Below are 17,748 nucleotides of genomic sequence, written 5' to 3'. Positions count from 1 at the left end.
TTTATAACAAGCTGAATACATATTTTTCATTTATTTCGTCAAGATTAATGTTATCGGGTAAATCAATCTTCTTTCTTTTAATTTTAGCATAAAATTTGTCGTTTTTTTTGTAAATATATATTTTGTTGCCGATCTTGTTTTTAGAAAATGTGATAATTTTAACAATTATACCCACTTTATTAACTCTTTCGTTGAGTAGGTTGATGGCCTTGTCTAGCGTTATGTCATATGCTTTTATATCGTTTTTTAGCGAGCAAGTAATACTTCCGCTTTCAGTTTTAATATAATCCCCAAAAACACCAGTTGCAGCAATGATTTGTTCATTGGTTTGAGGATGCTTGCCGATTGGTTTTGGCAGTGAGAGCAATTTTAAAGCAAGCTCTAATGTCATGTTCTCAGGGTCAATTTTTTTAGCTGATGCTTTTTTTGCTTTTATTATTTTTAATTTTTTAGGTTTTCCCTTTTTTGTATATTCTTGAGGGGCATAAGTGTCTTCTCCAAGTTGTACAATGCTTCCATAAATTGTATTTTTGAAGATTACATTAAGCCCTGTTAAAGGATCAATACCGAGTATATTTGGTTTTAATTCTTTTTCAGTTATTATTTTTTCTATTTCATCTTTTTTGTACAAATTCTCTAATGGAGTTGTTGTAGTAATTGAGTAATTATGGTCTTTGAATATTAAATAAGGTCCATATTTGCCGATGTTTATTGTGTAATTAATGCTATTGTCTTGATTTTCTAGGCTTTTACTTTCAATAACAGTTCTAAATTCAGAGGAATTGATTTTAGGCTCTAGTTGCATTACTATATCTTTGAGTCCTTTTTTTCCATTATAGAATTTACTTAGATATTTTATTTTATCTAGCTTTCCTATTGCTATTTTATCTAATTTTTCTTCCATATTGGAGGTGAAATTTAGTTCAATTAGTACTGGAAAATATTTTTCAAGAAGATTTATTACAGCAGCTCCTTTTATAGTTGGTATTAATGTGTTGTTAAGTTTGAATGCATATTCTCTTTCTAAAAGTGTTGATATAATTGTAGAATAGGTTGAAGGGCGGCCTATTCCCTCTTTTTCCATTTTTTGCACAAGAGACGCTTCTGTATATCTAAGTGGAGCCTTTGTTTCGTGTTCGCTTGTTCGCATTTGAATTATGGAAAACATATCTCCTTTTTTTATTAAGTCAAAATTTATGTTAAGATACTGATCTTTTTCTTTAGTATGTTTAAGAAATCCGTCAAAAATTATTTTTGTAAAATTTGATTTAAAAATTAAGTTTTTATACTTAAAAGTCAGTTTTATATTTTCTTTTAATGCATCTTTCATTCCAGAAATAATGGTTCTATCCCATATTATTTTGTAAATTTCTTTAGCAGTTTTGCTTTCTATTTCTATGTTTTCGTTTGGGATAAACATTTCAGAAGGTCTTATTGCCTCATGTGCATTTTGAGTCATTTTTTCTTTTTTGTAAATTCTATCTTTTTTTTCTATGTATTCTTTTCCATATTTGGTTTTTATTATTTTTGTTATTTTTTCTCTCGCAATTTTAGCAATATTGTGAGAGTCTGTTCTCATATAGGTAATGTATCCGTGTTCGTAAAGTTTTTGAGCGTGCTGCATGATTTGCTTTGTTCCAATTTTAAGGCGTTTATTTATTTCTTGTTGAAGTGTAGATGTAGTAAATGGCTTTGGTGGGGGTATTTTTATTTTTTTAGTTTCTATTGAAATTAATTCAATTTTTTGTCCGGTTTCTAATTCTTTTTCAAGCTCGATCATTAAATCTTGGGTTATTATTATTGTTTTTGCGCTATTTTTAAGTTTTCCAGTTTCGTTTGTAAAGTCTTTACCCTCTGCTATATTCTTGCCGTCAATTTCTTCTAATTTTGTTTCAAGCAATAAATCTTTTTTCTCATGTTTACATTGAAGTAAAATCGAATAATAATTGGCTTTTTTGAAATTTATTCTAGTTTTTTCTTTTTCTATTAATAATTTTAATCCAACAGATTGTACTCGCCCAGCAGAAAGCCCATAAGCTATTTTTTTCCAAAGTAGCGGAGAGATGGTATATCCGTATAGTCGGTCTAGTAGTCGTCTAGCTTCACCAGCATTAACAAGGTTCATGTCTATATTTCTAGTATTTTTTAGTGATTCGTTTATTGCAGTTTCTGTGATTTCATGAAATACCATCCGTTTATAATTTTTAATTTTTAACACTTCTTTTAAGTGAAATGCTATAGTTTCTCCTTCTCTATCTTGGTCGGTTGCAAGATATATCTCATTGATTGTTTTTACTAATTTTTTTAGTTTTGATACAATTGGTTTTTTATTGCTAGGAATAATATAAATTGGATTAAATCCATTGTTATAATCTATAGATATATTTGCCCATTCGTATTTTTTATACTCTTTAGGAATTTCTTGTGCGTTGTTTGGTAAATCTACTATATGTCCAATGCATGCTTCTACTAAGAACGAGTCGTCAAGAAATTTTTTTATTGTTTTGGCTTTTGTTGGTGATTCGACTATTATCAATTTTTTATTTTGCATAAATTCCTTATGTTTATATATTGTATTATAATATATAAACATAATTTAAGAATTAAAAAAAGTGAGAGTATTTTGTGAACAATTATAAAATTCTGCATACCTCAGATTGGCATATTGGAAAAAAAATTGAAAATTTTTCAATACTTAAGGAGCAGAAAAATTTTTTATCTTTTCTCTTAGAATTTATTAAAAAAGAAAAAATAGATCTTTTACTTGTTGCTGGAGATGTTTATGATTCCAAGAGGCCCGGATTTGAAGAACAAAGATTAGTAAATAATTTTTTTTACGAGCTTTCTTTTACTTCTTGTAAATGGTGTGTGGTTATTTCTGGGAATCATGATAAAAAAGATTATTTGAGCATCAATAAAAAACTTCTTTCACGGTTTAATTTTTTTTTAATAACAGAATATGATTCTGATGAGCAAATAGTTTTCTTAAAAGATAATGAAAATCTAAAGTTTATTGTTGTTTGCCTTCCTCATATAAATGAAAGGTTTATTTTAGGGCAAAATTTTAATGATGTTGTTGGATTGGAAGATCCGTCTTCCAGTAAACTATTTCTTGAAAATTTAGAAAATGCTTACAGAGAAAAAATATCAAGTTTATCTAATTTTTTAAAAAACAAGTATAAAGGAATTCCTAAAATATTAATGGCGCATTCTTTTTTTGGTAGTAGTAAAAAGATTGATATTTTAGGAGGTAGTTATATTATTCCTTTTAATGTTTTTGGAAATGGTTTTTCTTATGTTGCCCTTGGACATATTCATAAATTCATGAAACTAAGGGATAATATTGTGTATTCAGGATCCCCTATGCAATATTCATTTAATGAGACCCATGATAAATATATAAATGTTTTACATTTTAATAATAATAAGTTAATTTTGCAAAAAGCATTTCCAGTGCCGATTTTCAATAAATTAATCTTTATTAAAGGTTCTTTGAATGAAGTTCTTGATTTTTTAAATAATATTAGAAAAGAAGAGTCTTTTACTGTGTATTTGAAAATTGAACTTAATGAGGCAATTGATACTAGTGCTGAGGAGACTATTTATGATTTAGCAAAGCTTAATTTTTTGCATTTAGTTTCTATTTCCTATTCTTTACTTTTAAATCAGGATTTGAAAGACGATTCTAGTGATATTAGAGAATTTGAAGTACTTGAAATGGATGAAAAATATTTTTTTGAGAAAAAGTTGAGACGAGATTTTGAGAATGGTGTTATTAAGGATATCAAATTTAAGGAAGAAGAGCTTATTTCTCTTTTTAACGAGGTTTTGACTAAAGGATATTTGGGAGAATATGAGGATAAATAAGCTCATATTTAAAAATATTGCTTCTTATAAAGGTGAGCATGAGTTAAATTTTGATACGCTCTTTTTAAGACAATCAGGCATTTTTTTGATTTCTGGTAATACTGGATCAGGCAAGAGTACTATTTTAGATTGCATAACTTTAGCGCTGTATGCTCGTGTTTATAGACTTGGGAAAAAAATTGTAGATATTATATCAAAAGGTGAGACTAGTGCTTATGTTAAATTAACATTTACTATTTCTGGGAAGATTTATGAATCTTTTATTGAGCTTAATGTAAAAAATATAGAGACCCCTAAGAGTATGTTGCTTAGTTGTTTTTTTGATGATAAGGTCATTGAGGGTCGAACTGATGTTTTAGAGCATATTAAAAGTCTTTGCCGATTAGACTTTAATCAGTTTTGTCAAACTGTAATTTTGCCACAAGGAAATTTTCAAGAATTTTTAACATCAACTCCTAAAGAGAAAACTGCAATAATTGATAATATTTTTAATTTGAAAAAATATGATAATTTGGAATTTTATTTAAAAAGTGACTTTGAGCGTACAAAGTTTAGTATAGATAAGTTATTAAATTCTGAATCTTATGAAAAATCAATTCTTGATTATGATGAGAGGGAGTATAAAGCCCTTAAGGAATATTTGGATTTAGTTGATATTGGTCGATTAGAAATTGATCTTGAAAATATTAAAAGGGCTATTTCTTTGTGTAATCAAGCAATATCGTCTAACGAGAGATATTTAGGCTTGGAAATTGAAATTTCCTCTCTAGAGGACCAATTATCTTCTCAGGTTGAATACCAAGATTCTTTAGAGTCGGATTATTCTTTTCAAAAGAAATTAAAAGAAAATTTAAATTTGGATCGAAAAAATTATTTGTGTTCAGATTTTTGGAATTTGAAAAATCTTGTTGCTATTCAGGGTGAATTATTTAATGATATCAAATTACTTGATGTAGAACTTTTAAAAGTGATGAATAATTTAAAAGAAATTGAAGATTTGGATAGTAATAATTTTAATTTTAATTATGTTAAGGAACTTTTTGATAAAAATTGTAATATTTGTGATTTTACAGTTGTTGAGAATGATTATCAAAGTTTGCTTTTAAGGAAAAATAGTCTTGAGGATGAGAAAAAAGAATTATTAAAGGCTCAAAGTAAAAAAAATGATGAGATTAAAAGTATTAGTTCTGAGAAATCCAATTTTGATTTTGACAAGTATGTTTATTATGAAGCGTTGAAATTATTTCAAACTTTTAATGATGAATTGATTTCAAAATATAGAGATAGGTTGGAATGTTTATTAAAATCCACTGAAAATGAAGATTTTAATAAAAACAAGGAAAAAAATCTTATTAAGATTGATTTATATAAAGAGTTGTTAAAATATCTTGATGATAAAAATTTTTCTATTGAGAATGATAAAGAGAAACTAAAATATATTGAGGTTGAATATAAAAATTATCAGCATAAAGATAAATTGTCGGTTTGTAGTTTGAAAGAGCTTTACATTTTAAATTCAAAACTTCATTTGATACAAAATCAAATTGATGAGCTTAAATATCAGTTATCTTGTAAACAAGAAGAAATCTCTAAGCAAGAGATTAATGCTTTGGAGTTTAAAAAGAATAATGGTGAAATTTTAAGATTGATTGGAAAAAATTTGTTTGATAAATACATAAATTATTCTGAGAGAGCAAAAATTTTAGCATTTGAAAATAAATTGAAAAAGTTTGAACAATTTAAGGGTAGAAAAAAAGATTTAAAAATTGAGATTTATTTAAAAAATCAAAATTTTGACCAAAATCTTTTAAAGATTAAAAGTTTGTCATTAAAACTTAATTTAAGTTTGGGTTTTAGTGATTATTCTTCTTTGAAAAGGGAATTTAATGTTATTTTAGCTAGGCAGAAAAGTATAGAAAATGAATGGAATACTCTTGTTTTAAATCTTAAAAATTTAGAAGATTTAAAAATTAAAACCGAAACCCAAATTAAATTTATAAAGGAATCTATTTTGACTTTAAAGGTGAAATTAAATGAAGAACGAAATAATTTTATGAACATAGTTTCAAATTTAAAAAGAGTTTTTTTTAGTTCATTTTCTTTTGAATCAGAAACTGTTTTAGAACAAATCAATAAGGACAGTCTGCATTTTTTGCAAAAATTGAGCTTGTCAATTGGTTCTAAGCTTGAATTTTTATCTAGAGACATCGAAAAGTATAAAATAAAGTTTTTAAATTTTCAAGCTCTTCAAAAAAAGATTAATCAACAAAAAATTAATTTAGACGTGCTAAGAGGAGAATTGAATCTTGCTAAAGAAAGGAAAGATAAGCTAGATATTTTAAGGAAGGTGGTTATTAGATCTTCTGGATTGAAATATTATGTTCAAACTTTTTTAATTAATGATATTTTAAGGCTGGCAAATGAAAAGTATTTAAGATGGATTTTTCCTGATTTTGAGCTTAAAACCAATAAAGATAGCAAGGAGTTTGATTTTTTAATTGAAGACAGAAAAGATGTTAATAAAATAAGAACGGTAAAAACTTTGTCTGGGGGAGAGAAATTTCTTGTATCTTTAGCTTTGTCTTTAGCTTTATCTGATAAAATAAGGGATAGTGAATTAAAAATAGAAGCTTTTTTTCTCGATGAGGGGTTTGGCAATCTTGATGAAGATACTTTGGCTCAAGTTATGCCTAAGCTTTCTAAGTTTCAAATAATGACCGGACGACAAATTGGTATAATTTCTCATGTTTCTTATTTAAAGGAGATGATTAAAGCACAAATAGTTATAAACAAGATTTCTAAAATTTCTTATATTGCTATGGAAAATTTATGATCATTTATGTACAATTAGGCTTTGGGGATAAATATGAAACATTATTTAGCAATTGATATTGGTGGAACTAGTACTAAATATTCGCTTGCAGATTCAAGTGGTGTTTTTTTTGATAAAAATGAAATAAGTACGGGTGCTACTTCTGATGAGCAGGTAAGTATTTTAGTTAATCTTATTAATTCTTACAAAGAATCAAGCAATATAGCGGGGGTTGCAATTTGTATTCCTGGGTTTGTTGATCTTAAGGGAAATGTCATTAGAGTAAATGCTATTTCTGGCTTTGTTAATTATCCTTTAAAAGAGAGATTAGAATATTTAACTGGAGTAAGCACAGAGATTGAAAATGATGCTAATTGTGTGGCCTTAGCAGAAAAATTTAAGGGTAATGCCATTGATTCTAATGATTTTATTGCTATAACTCTTGGCACAGGAATTGGTGCTGGAATTTTTACAAATGGCAAACTTTTAAGAGGAAGTTCTTTTATGTCTGGAGAGGTTGGATTTATGATTACTAGAGGTATTAGTAATAATATTCCTTTTAATTGTAGGTGGGAGGCCATTTCTTCTGTTTCAGCTTTAAGAAAAAGAGTTGCTATGCGATTAGAAAAGCCTTTAAAAGAGATTTCAGGAGAATGCGTTTTTAATCTTGCTGAGGATGGAAATATTCATGCCAAAAATGAAGTTGATAGATTTTTTGAGAATTTATCATTTGGTATTTTTAATTTAACTTTTATTTTAAATCCTGAAAAAATTTTGATTGGGGGAGGAATAAGTGCAAGGCCCGATTTAATAGATAGAATATATGAAAAGTTAGAAAATTTATGGTCTTTGGAAATGGCTTTTATTAATAATAATAACATAAAAAATCTTGTAGCACTTGAGCCGACTAAATTTAATAATGAATCTGGTAAAATTGGAGCTTTGTATCATTATTTTACTTGTAGAAAGCAAGATAATACCTCTTTTTAGGGATTTGATAAATTTAGGTTTGAATATTTAAAGCCAGTTTTGCTATAAGGCTTTCAACACTAGATTTTTGAATGTTAAATTCTATTTCTACTGTATTTTGGTCTTTTATTGTGGCTTTTATTTGGCTTGATATTGTGAGATTGCTCACGCTTGTCAGGATAGTTGGGATTAGTTTTTTTGACAATATTTTTAGTATTGATGGGTTATTTGTTTGGAGTAGGGATTTTAAAATATATTCGTTTTGATTTAGGCTGTTTATAGATAGGGTTCCGCTGCTAAAAGGGATTAAATTTTTACTACTTGCTATTTGGTCTGGTAACAGTAATTTTGAATCCTGAATCCAAAAAAACATTTCATTTTCTTCTATTTCCTTAATGTATTTTGTTGTTAGTATATTATGTTCTTTTAAAGTTTTCTCTTTTTGGTTTATTGTAATACCGGTTCTAGCTCTGTTTGGAGTAATATATATGTTTGAATTTTTAAGTTTCCATTTTGGGCTTGTAAGTATATTACCTATTGATTCTGTATTTCTATTTTTATGAATTCCCCAGAAAATATCTTTTGGGAAGTTGCCCATTATTAGTAGCGCAAAGTCGTTATTTTCTTTTTTATAGCTAAAGTATAAATCATTTATAAGTCCCAGAATGGATTTATATTTGGGGCCTAAAGAGTTGTAAATAGATCTGTTTTTAATTAAATTTACATGGGCGTATAAATTTGCGTCAGGCAAAAGCTCCATTAAGTAATTTATATTTTGTTTTGGGGGACTGTAAGGCAGGCTAGTGCATCCTAATATGAGGCACGAAATAGTAATTATTTTTGTTAATATTTTTAACATTTTTCAATTCCTATTGTTGTGAATATGTTGTCGTCAAGGTTTATTTTTTTTTCTAGCTTGTTTTTATTAAATATAATATTTAAGGCTAATGTTTCGGTTTTAATATATTTTTCAAATTTATTTAGTATTTCTTGTAATGTTTCATTATTTTCTATGTATAAGTTTATTCTATCGCTAACATCAAAATTTTTTTCTTTTCTTAAATTTTGGATTTGTCTTACAAATTCTCTTGTAAGCCCTTCTAAGTATAATTCTTGTGTTATTAACGAGTCTATTCCTATTGTAATAGACTCTTCATTTATTACTTTTAAGTTATCTTTTTCTTCTCTTTCTAATATTATATCATTTAATGATAAGTAATACTTTTTATTATCTACTTTTATTTCATAAGATATTCCATTTATTATTTTTATTATGTCTTCGTTTTTTAGCTTGCTAATCTTAATAGATACCGTTTTCATATCTTTTCCAAGCTTTTTCCCAAGTTCTTTAAAGTTTGCTTTTGCTTTGTAAGTTATGAGATCTTCTTCGTTAGATTTTATTTTCATTTCTTTTGCATTTATTTCATCTAATATTATTTCTTGCATTTCTATTAGCATATTTTGTTCATTTTGATTTTTTGTGACAATGTATATTGTACTAATAGGCATACGTATTTTTATATTATGTAATGATCTGAGTGATCTTGCCATTGAAGTTATTTTTCTTGCAAGATTTATTTTCTCTTCAATTGTTTTGTTGATGAAATTTTCATTTGCTTTAGGATAATCGTTAAGGTGTATTGATTGTTTGTCCTCATCGGTTTTTAAATTTTGATAAATCTCTTCTGTTATAAATGGAATAAAGGGAGCTAATAAAATCATTAAAGTTTTGATTGCATAATATAATGTTTCGTAGGCATCATTTTTGTCTTTATCGTTTTCTGATTTCCAAAATCTTCTTCTTGATCTTCTTATATACCAATTATTTAATTTATCTATAAATTCAAGTAAAGATTCTATTGATTTTGTTAGATTATATTTATCTATTTCGTTATTTAGTATTTTTTTTAGGCTTTCAAGTTCGCTTATGATCCATTTGTCAAGGTTATTGTTTTTAACTAAGTTGAGATTTTTTGGAGGTTGGAATTTGTCAATTATTGCATAAGTTGTAAAAAAGGAATAAGCGTTCCAAATGGGTATTATTATATTTTTAAGAACGTCTCTTACCCCATTGTCGCTATATTTTAAATCCTCAGCCTTTACCACAGGACTCATTATTAAATAAAGTCTTAAAGCATCCGCCCCAAAGGTGTTTATTACTTCCATTGGGTCTGTATAATTTTTAAAGGATTTTGACATTTTTCTCCCATCACTTGAAAGCACAAGTCCATTTACAATGACGTTTTTGAATGCTGTGTTTTCAAAAAGAGAAGTTCCTAGGATTGTAAGAGTATAAAACCATCCTCTTGTTTGATCTAGACCTTCTGCAATAAAGTCAGCAGGGAATATATTCTTAAAATTGCTTTCATTTGTGAATGGATAGTGATTACTTGCGTAAGGCATTGCTCCAGATTCAAACCAGCAATCTAGAACCTCGCTTGTTCTAATGAATTTACCTCCGTCTTTACTAGGCCAGGTTATTTTATCTACTTTATCTTTGTGTAAGTCTTCGATTTTTTGACCAGATAACTTTTCAAGCTCTTTTTTTGAGCCAACGCAAATTTTTTTTCCTGTTTTTGAGCATATCCAAATTGGAATTGGATTTCCCCAAAATCTGTTTCTACTTATTGCCCAATCTTTTGCATTTTCTAGCCATTTTCCAAATCTTCCTTTTTTCAAATGAGCTGGCATCCAATTAATTTTTTCATTTACTTCTAAGAGCTTGGTTTTTATTTTTTCTACATTTACAAACCATGAGCTTATTGGCCTGTAAATAATTGGATAGTTTGTTCTGTAACAAAATGGATATCTGTGTAGATAATTTTCTCTTTTGAATAAAAAATTGCGTAATTTTAGGTTTTCTATTATTTTTTTATCCGCATCTTTTACAAAAAGTCCTTTAAAATCTTTTACCCGATTTGTAAATTTACATTCAGCATCTAAGGGATCTATTATGTCGACATTTGTGTGGTTTTTAAGTATTTTGTAGTCTTCTTCTCCAAAAGGAGCAATGTGAACAATTCCTGTACCATCCTCAGTTGTAACATAATCTGCTGTGTGAACTTTAAAAGCCCCTTTATCTTTTTGCTCTAAAAAGTAGTTAAAGATAGGTTCATAATCTATGCCTTTAAGCTTGCTTCCTTTGAATTTTTCTATAATAGTATATGAATTTTCATCATCATAATAGCTATTAAGCTTTTTTGATCCAAGTATTAAAATTTCTTCTTTTTTTTTGTCAAAAATTTTAGAATATTCTATTTCTTGTCCTACTGCAATTCCAAGGTTTGAGGGCAATGTCCAAGGGGTTGTTGTCCATGCTAGTAGGTATTCGTTTTTATCTTTTATTTTAAATTTTATTGTCAATGATGGGTCATTGACTTCTTTATATTCTCCAAGATTCACTTCAAAGTTTGAAAGTGGAGTTGCAAGTTTTGGGGAATAGGGGAGTACATAATAACTTTCGTAGATTAAGCCTTTGTTATAAAGACTTTTAAATACCCACCACACGGATTCCATGAAGCTTATATCCATAGTTTTATAGCCTTTTTCAAAATCTACCCATCTTCCAAGCCTCAAGATTATATTTTTCCATTCTTCTGTATATCTAAGTACTATTTTTTTGCATTCTTTGTTAAAATTTTCAATTCCATAATTTTCTATTTCGTATTTTCCAGAAATTCCCAATTTTTTTTCTACTTCGTATTCAACAGGTAGTCCATGGGTATCCCATCCAAAATTTCTTTTAACATATTTACCTTGCATTGTTTGGTATCTTGGAATTATATCTTTTATTGTGTTTGGAACAAAATGTCCAAAATGAGGAAGTCCTGTTGCAAAAGGCGGTCCGTCATAAAATGTAAATTCTTCACACCCTTCTCTTTGTTTCATTGATTTTTCAAAGATTTTATTGTCATTCCAAAATTTTAATATTTTTTCTTCTATTTTAGGAAAATTTGCCTTGGTTTCTACTTTTTTAAACATATTAATATTATAATTCTCCTTTATTATTCTATTATTATTTCTTCTTTTTCTAAATAAATTGTTATTTTATTTGTGTTTTGATTTTCAGCTATTTTAGTGATAATATTTTCTTCTATTTTTTCCTTTATTGCAGCAATTACGCTTCTTGCCCCCGAATTTTTTTTATAGTATTTTGTGGTTATGAATTTGTCAACATCTTTTTTTATTTCTATTTCAATTCCTTTAGAGTTAAATTTTGTTTTAAGGTCATTTAGGTATTTTTTGCAAATTTCTTCTACATTGTCCTTTGTAAGGATATTTAGGATAATTTTTTTTTGAATTCTGTCTAAGAGTGAGAGTTTAAATCTTTTTTCAAGATCTTGTTTTATTTCTTCTTTAAGGGTTTTTGTTTCTGAGCTTTTTTGTTGATTTTTGTTGAATCCAATATTCTTTTCTCCAAGAAGTATTTTAGATCCAACATTTGTAGTCATTATTATAATTGTGTTTTTGAACAGTATTTTATCTTCCTTGCTATCAATAAGTTCTCCATTTTCAAGCATTTGACTTATTAAGTTTAATATAGAGCTGTGAGTATTTTCAATGTTTTCAAACAATATTAAAGTTTCAAATGAATGTTTTAATTTGTTTGTCAGAATGCCGCCATCAGAGTAGCCCACGTATCCTGGATTTGTGCCAATTAATTTTGAGATAGAACTTTCCTCTTTGTAATCTGACATATCTAGTTTTAATACCGAATTTTGATCTTTAATGATTTTTTTAGATAGTTCATCAGTTAAAGTGGTTTTTCCACATCCATTTGATCCTATTAACAATATTGAAGTTAAAGGCTTAGAATCGTCATTAAGTCCAAGTTTGACTTTAATAATTTCTTTAATAAGTTCGCTTACTGCATGTTTTTGTCCGATTACTTTTTGATTGATTTTGCTTTCTATTTCTTTTAATTCTGAAATTTCTTCTTTTATGTTATTTGTTGTTTTAATAGATAATATTTCATTTAGTGCTTTTTGTATATCATCCGATGTTATTATATTGTCTGTTGTGAGCTCTTCCTTTTTAATTGCTCCGGCAATGTCTATTATATCTATGGCTTTATCCGGAAATCTTTTATTTACTAGGTATTTGGAGGAAAGTTTTACTATATTTATAAGTGCATTTTTTTCATAGATTACTCCATGATAGTCTTCGAAATTTTTTGCAATATTTTTAATTATTTTTAGTGTATCTTTTTCATTAGGTTCTCTTACGGTAATTGTTTGGAATCTTCTGGCGAATGCTTTGTCTTTTGAAATATATTTTCGGTATTCACTATAAGTGGTTGCTCCAATAATTTGTATTTCTGCTCTAGAAAGTGATGGTTTTAATATATTTGATGCATCAAGGGCCCCTTCGGAGTTTCCAGCTCCTATTAAAGTATGTATTTCGTCAATAAATATTATTGTGTTTTTATTTTTTTCAATATGTTTGATTATTTTATTTAAACGGTCTTCAAACTCACCTCTATATTTTGTTCCTGATACCAAGTTTGAAACTTTAAGCATTAAAATTGTTTTGTCTTGCAGTTTTCTACTTATTTTTTTTTGTACAATGCTTGATGCAAGTCCTTCAACTATTGCTGTTTTTCCTACGCCAGGCTCACCTATTAGCATTGCGCTATTTTTGTTTCTTCTCAAGAGTATATTTGTAAGAGTTTTAATCTCTGCTTCTCTTCCAATCAAAGGATCTAATTTTTTATCTTTTGCAAGTGCTGTTAAATTCTTGACATACTTTTCAATTTCGAAGTGTTCATTTTCAAGTCGTATTTCTTCATCAAATTCTTTGTAGGTTTCAATTAATCTTATTTTATTTTTTTCCATGTATTCTAATATATTTTGATCTTTAAAGTCGAAGCTAGATTTGCTTAGTTTATACTTTTTTAGAAGTTTTTTATTTTTTAATATTTGATAAAAAATTTCTTTTGCTCCTATTAAGGGTTTGGATTTAAACTCTTTTTTAGCTTCGTTTATGAGAGTAAAAATTTCTTTATTGATTTTTGGAATAATTATTTCATTTTTTTCTATTAAAATTTTCTCTAATTTATCTATTTCGCATAGAACTTCTTGTTTAATATTTTTTAGTGTTTTGGTATCTATAAATTTTATTTCAGATTTTTTGGGAGTGGTAATTATAGACATTAAAAGATGCCAAATTGAAACTTCTTTATTTTTATTTTTTCTTGCAATTTCTTTTGAATCTATTTCTACCAAATTTATTAAATTTTCTGTTATGTTAATATTTTTTTATCTCCATCTTTATTGCATTTATTATACCAAATATTTTATGTTTTTCCTTATACTCAAGTTTTACAGATATGTAAAATTTAATTTTTGGTTCTGTTCCAGAGGGTCTTATAGTTATTACAATTTCGTTTTCAAGTATAAATTTTATTGCGTTTGTGGGATATTTATATTCTTTAATTTCTGAAATTTCTTTTTTGAAGTTAATCTTTTTAAGAGTTTCATAGTCTAATTTTTCAATTACTTTAATTCCTGCAAATTGCATTTTTTGTTCTTTTCTTAACTTTAGCATTAGTGCTTCTCTTTGAATCTCCCCATTAGCTCCTTCAAAGTTTTTTTCTATATTAAATTCTTCATAATATCCAAATTCTTTGTATATCTTTTCAAGATAATTCTTAATCGTTTGTTGCTTAGCTTTTAAATCAATTGCCAAAGAGCAAATCCCCTTTATAGCTGAAAATGCATCCTTATCTCTAACTTTTCCTCCTATTAGATATCCATGACTTTCTTCGCATGCAAAGGCAAATTTTTTATTTGGTTCATTTTTTTCCATTTCATCAATTAAGCTTCCTATCCATTTAAATCCTGTATAAGTTCTAAAAATTTGAGAACCATATTTTTTTGCAATTTTTTCTAGCATTTGTGTTGTTACAAACGATGATATTACAAATGTATTTTTAGGATTTATTTCTTTTGAGAGTATATAGTTCATTAAAATACATGATATTTGATTTCCATTTAAGAATATCCATTCGTTTTGATCTTTAAATGCAACTCCTATTCTGTCAGCATCTGGATCTGTTGCAAGGGCAATGTCGCAATCTTCTTTTTTTGCAAGCTCTATTACTTTAAGCATTGATGTTTTTTTTTCTGGATTAGGATAGTTTATTGTTGGAAATTCAGGGTTTGGCATTATTTGACTTTTTTCCAAAAAAAGCTGTACTTTGCTATTTGTAAAGAGTTTTTTTATTATGGTTCCACCGGTGCCATGTAAAGCCGTGTATGCTATTTTTAAGTTCGTTTTTTTACTATTCTTTTCAAAATCAGGGAATTCTTTGTTTATTGTTTTTATGTACTCTTTGTCGATCTCATTGTCTAGTTCTTTGATAATCTTTTTTGCAATGCCTTCTTTTATGGTAATTGTATTTATTATATTTTTTACCTTTTTAATTTCATTAGTTATTAGTGCGTCATGAGGTGGCATCATTTGAATTCCACCTCTCCAATATGCTTTATACCCGTTATATTCTTTTGAATTATGACTTGCTGTTATCATAACACCAACATCGCAATCAAATTTTCTTATTGTATAAGATAGTTGTGGGGTAGGCCTTAAGTTTTTGTATATATATGTTTCAAAATTATTTGAGGCAAAAATTTGAGCAGTATGGTAAGCAAATTCTTTTGAAAAATATCTTGAATCATAACTTATTGCAACTTTTGGGGTTTTATTTATTTTAAGTACATAGTTGCATATTCCTTGGCTTATTTTTTTTACATTATATGTGTTTATGTAGCATGTCCCAGCTCCAACGACTCCTCTTATTCCAGCAGTGCCAAATTCTAGATCTTTGTAAAATCTGTTTAGAATTTCTGCTTCATTATTTGTTTTTTGAATTTTTATTGCTTCTTCTTGAAAATATATATCTTCTTCAAGAAGAATGTAATTTTTTAATTTTCTTTTAGCTTCGATTTTTTGCATCAGTTATTCCTTTTATTCTATTTTATTTTTTTAAACAAAGATTAATTAAATTATATTGATTTATAATGAATTATATACTTGATATAAAATTTATTATTAGATGATTTGTGAGAATATGTATTAAATTTTGGTCGTTGAATTAATGATAGATTTTTTTTTGAAGTCAGAATATCTTCCTGCTGGTGATCAACCTAAAGCAATAAAAGAGATTGAGGATTCTATTTTATTAGGGAATAAGTATCAAACATTAAAAGGTGTTACAGGAAGCGGAAAGACTTTCACAATTGCAAATATAATTAAAGACTTAAACAGACCCGCATTAGTTGTCAGTCATAACAAAACATTAGCAGCGCAGCTTTATAGGGAGTTTAAAGATTTTTTTCCAAACAATGCTGTTGAATATTTTGTTTCTTATTATGATTATTATCAGCCAGAATCCTATGTGCCTTCAAAAGATTTATTTATTGAAAAAGAAGCTACTATTAATGCTGAGATAGAAATCAAGCGAATAAGGACGGTAACGTCTCTTGCTAAAAGACGAGATGTTATTGTTGTTGCAACCGTATCTTCAATTTATGCTCTTGGATCTCCAGATTTTTTCAAAAAATCAGCACGAGAATTTTTTGTAGGGCAAAGAATTTCTATTAAAGAAATATCAGATATTTTTGTAGAGCTTTATTATGAGAGAACTTTGATGAATCTAGAGAGAGATAAATTTTCAGTAAAAGGAGATGTTGTTGAAGTGTGGCCTAGCAGTGAGCATGGAGAGTTTGCTTATCGAATTTGTTTAGATTTTGATGAAATTGTTAAAATATATAGGATTAGTTCATTTTCTAAAAAAAATTTAGGAGCCACAAATAGTTTTACTCTTTTTGCTAAATCTTATTTTGTAATTCCTTATCAAAACGTATTAGAAGCAATACCTAAAATATCTTATGATTTAGATCTCCAATGTCAATATTTTAAAGATAATGGCAAGCTTGTAGAAGCTGAGAGACTTAAGCAGAGGGTAGAGTATGATTTGGAAATGCTTAGAGAAACAGGATTTTGTTCGGGCATTGAAAATTATTCTAAATATTTGAGTGGAAGCACAATGGGAAGACCTTATTGCCTTTTTGATTTTTTTCCAAAAGATTACTTATTGTTTGTAGATGAATCTCATGTTACATTGCCGCAATTTAGGGGGATGTATAATGGAGATTATTCTAGAAAATTAAATCTTGTTAACTTTGGATTCAGACTTCCTGCAGCGCTTGAGAATAGACCCCTTAAGTATGATGAATTTGACGCATTAATTAATCAGGTTATATTTGTATCTGCAACTCCAGGTTTTGAAGAGAACGATAAGAGTAGTGTGGTTGTTGATCAAATAATTCGTCCTACGGGCCTTGTTGATCCCGAAATTGTTACCAGGCATTCTGATGGTCAAATGGAAGATCTTTATATTGAGATTCAAAAAAGAGTAGCGCTTAAAGAGCGAGTTTTAATTACTACTTTGACAAAAAAAATGTCTGAGGATTTGACTGAATATTTAGTAAATCTTGGTGTAAAGGCAAAATATTTACATTCAGAACTAGACACCCTTGAAAGGGTGGAAGTTATTTCATTGCTTAGAAAATCTGAAATTGATGTTATTGTTGGTATTAACTTGCTTAGAGAAGGTTTAGATATTCCAGAAGTATCTCTTGTTGTGATATTAGATGCCGATAAAGTTGGGTTTTTAAGATCTACCACTTCATTAATACAAACAATTGGCAGGGCTGCTAGAAATTCTAATGGGCTTGTAATAATGTATTACGACAAAATAAGTGTGGCTATGCAGGAAGCAATTGAGGAGACTAATAGAAGGCGTCAAATTCAGATTGATTATAATAAAAAAAATAATATTATTCCTAAGACAATTGTTAAGAAGATTCAAAATATTTTAGAAAAAGAACTTAATAATAAAAATAAAAATATTAGTTATGACTTTGAAAAAATTATTTCAGGCGAGAAATTGTCTAAAAAAAAGCTTATTGATAAGCTTAAATTTGAGCTAGAAGAAGCCGTTAATGATGAAAGATTTGAAGATGCAATTGTTTTAAGAGATAAAATAAAAGAGCTTAGTAGCAAAGGCTCACAATAAATGAAAGAGAGGTGTAATC

The 17,748-nt window shown here is 27.8% G+C and carries 9 protein-coding genes; 4 read left to right on the top strand and 5 right to left on the bottom strand.

What is annotated here, in order from left to right; genetic code table 11:
- Window position 1: 1 nt before the first annotated feature.
- On the bottom strand, window positions 2–2,551 hold the full coding sequence (gene topA, locus HNR35_RS00085; RefSeq protein WP_183223134.1) for a type I DNA topoisomerase: 2,550 nt from the start codon (window positions 2,549–2,551) through the stop codon (window positions 2–4).
- Window positions 2,552–2,625: 74 nt separating this feature from the next.
- Between topA and HNR35_RS00080 the strand changes: the two genes are divergently transcribed.
- The 3 genes from HNR35_RS00080 to HNR35_RS00070 are packed head-to-tail and all read left to right on the top strand — an operon-like array spanning window position 2,626 to window position 7,669.
- Window positions 2,626–3,867 (top strand): exonuclease subunit SbcD, encoded by a 1,242-nt coding sequence (locus HNR35_RS00080; RefSeq protein ID WP_183223132.1) that lies wholly within the window; start codon window positions 2,626–2,628, stop codon window positions 3,865–3,867.
- On the top strand, window positions 3,854–6,700 hold the full coding sequence (locus tag HNR35_RS00075; protein WP_183223130.1) for an AAA family ATPase: 2,847 nt from the start codon (window positions 3,854–3,856) through the stop codon (window positions 6,698–6,700). Before HNR35_RS00080 ends, HNR35_RS00075 begins: the two co-directional genes overlap by 14 nt.
- A 33-nt stretch (window positions 6,701–6,733) precedes the next feature.
- On the top strand, window positions 6,734–7,669 hold the full coding sequence (locus HNR35_RS00070) for an ROK family protein (protein ID WP_183223128.1): 936 nt from the start codon (window positions 6,734–6,736) through the stop codon (window positions 7,667–7,669).
- Between the two features lie 13 nt (window positions 7,670–7,682).
- On the opposite strand, the gene HNR35_RS00065 is transcribed toward HNR35_RS00070, so the two are convergent.
- Genes HNR35_RS00065 through HNR35_RS00050 form a run of 4 tightly spaced genes read right to left on the bottom strand, consistent with a single transcriptional unit; the run spans window position 7,683 to window position 15,604 of the window.
- Window positions 7,683–8,507, bottom strand: a complete 825-nt coding sequence (locus HNR35_RS00065) for a hypothetical protein (RefSeq protein WP_183223125.1) — start codon at window positions 8,505–8,507, stop codon at window positions 7,683–7,685.
- Window positions 8,501–11,629 carry an isoleucine--tRNA ligase gene (gene ileS, locus HNR35_RS00060; RefSeq protein ID WP_183223123.1) on the bottom strand — a complete coding sequence of 1,043 codons (3,129 nt, stop codon included), beginning with the start codon at window positions 11,627–11,629 and terminating at the stop codon, window positions 8,501–8,503. Before ileS ends, HNR35_RS00065 begins: the two co-directional genes overlap by 7 nt.
- Window positions 11,630–11,652: 23 nt before the next feature.
- Window positions 11,653–13,872 carry an AAA family ATPase gene (locus HNR35_RS00055; RefSeq protein ID WP_183223121.1) on the bottom strand — a complete coding sequence of 740 codons (2,220 nt, stop codon included), beginning with the start codon at window positions 13,870–13,872 and terminating at the stop codon, window positions 11,653–11,655.
- A 22-nt stretch (window positions 13,873–13,894) separates the two neighbouring features.
- Window positions 13,895–15,604: a phospho-sugar mutase gene (locus HNR35_RS00050; protein WP_006433381.1), complete on the bottom strand. Its 1,710-nt coding sequence runs from the start codon at window positions 15,602–15,604 to the stop codon at window positions 13,895–13,897.
- A gap of 142 nt (window positions 15,605–15,746) precedes the next feature.
- On the opposite strand from HNR35_RS00050, the gene uvrB reads away from it, so the two are divergent.
- Window positions 15,747–17,729, top strand: coding sequence for an excinuclease ABC subunit UvrB (gene uvrB, locus HNR35_RS00045; RefSeq protein WP_183223119.1), 1,983 nt, complete (start codon window positions 15,747–15,749; stop codon window positions 17,727–17,729).
- Window positions 17,730–17,748 lie beyond the last annotated feature (19 nt).

This window comes from Borreliella spielmanii, from assembly GCF_014201705.1.
Classification (GTDB): Bacteria; Spirochaetota; Spirochaetia; order Borreliales; family Borreliaceae; genus Borreliella; species Borreliella spielmanii.
Note: the sequence above shows the minus strand (reverse complement) of the source record. Positions and strands in the feature narration are given on the sequence as shown.

What these genes read in the sequence shown, in the direction of transcription:
- topA (WP_183223134.1), bottom strand. Translation starts at nt 2,551, where the DNA reads ATGCAAAATAAAAAATTGATAATAGTCGAATCACCAACAAAAGCCAAA.
- HNR35_RS00075 (WP_183223130.1), top strand. Translation starts at nt 3,854, where the DNA reads ATGAGGATAAATAAGCTCATATTTAAAAATATTGCTTCTTATAAAGGT.
- HNR35_RS00070 (WP_183223128.1), top strand. Translation starts at nt 6,734, where the DNA reads ATGAAACATTATTTAGCAATTGATATTGGTGGAACTAGTACTAAATAT.
- HNR35_RS00065 (WP_183223125.1), bottom strand. Translation starts at nt 8,507, where the DNA reads ATGTTAAAAATATTAACAAAAATAATTACTATTTCGTGCCTCATATTA.
- ileS (WP_183223123.1), bottom strand. Translation starts at nt 11,629, where the DNA reads ATGTTTAAAAAAGTAGAAACCAAGGCAAATTTTCCTAAAATAGAAGAA.
- HNR35_RS00050 (WP_006433381.1), bottom strand. Translation starts at nt 15,604, where the DNA reads ATGCAAAAAATCGAAGCTAAAAGAAAATTAAAAAATTACATTCTTCTT.
- uvrB (WP_183223119.1), top strand. Translation starts at nt 15,747, where the DNA reads ATGATAGATTTTTTTTTGAAGTCAGAATATCTTCCTGCTGGTGATCAA.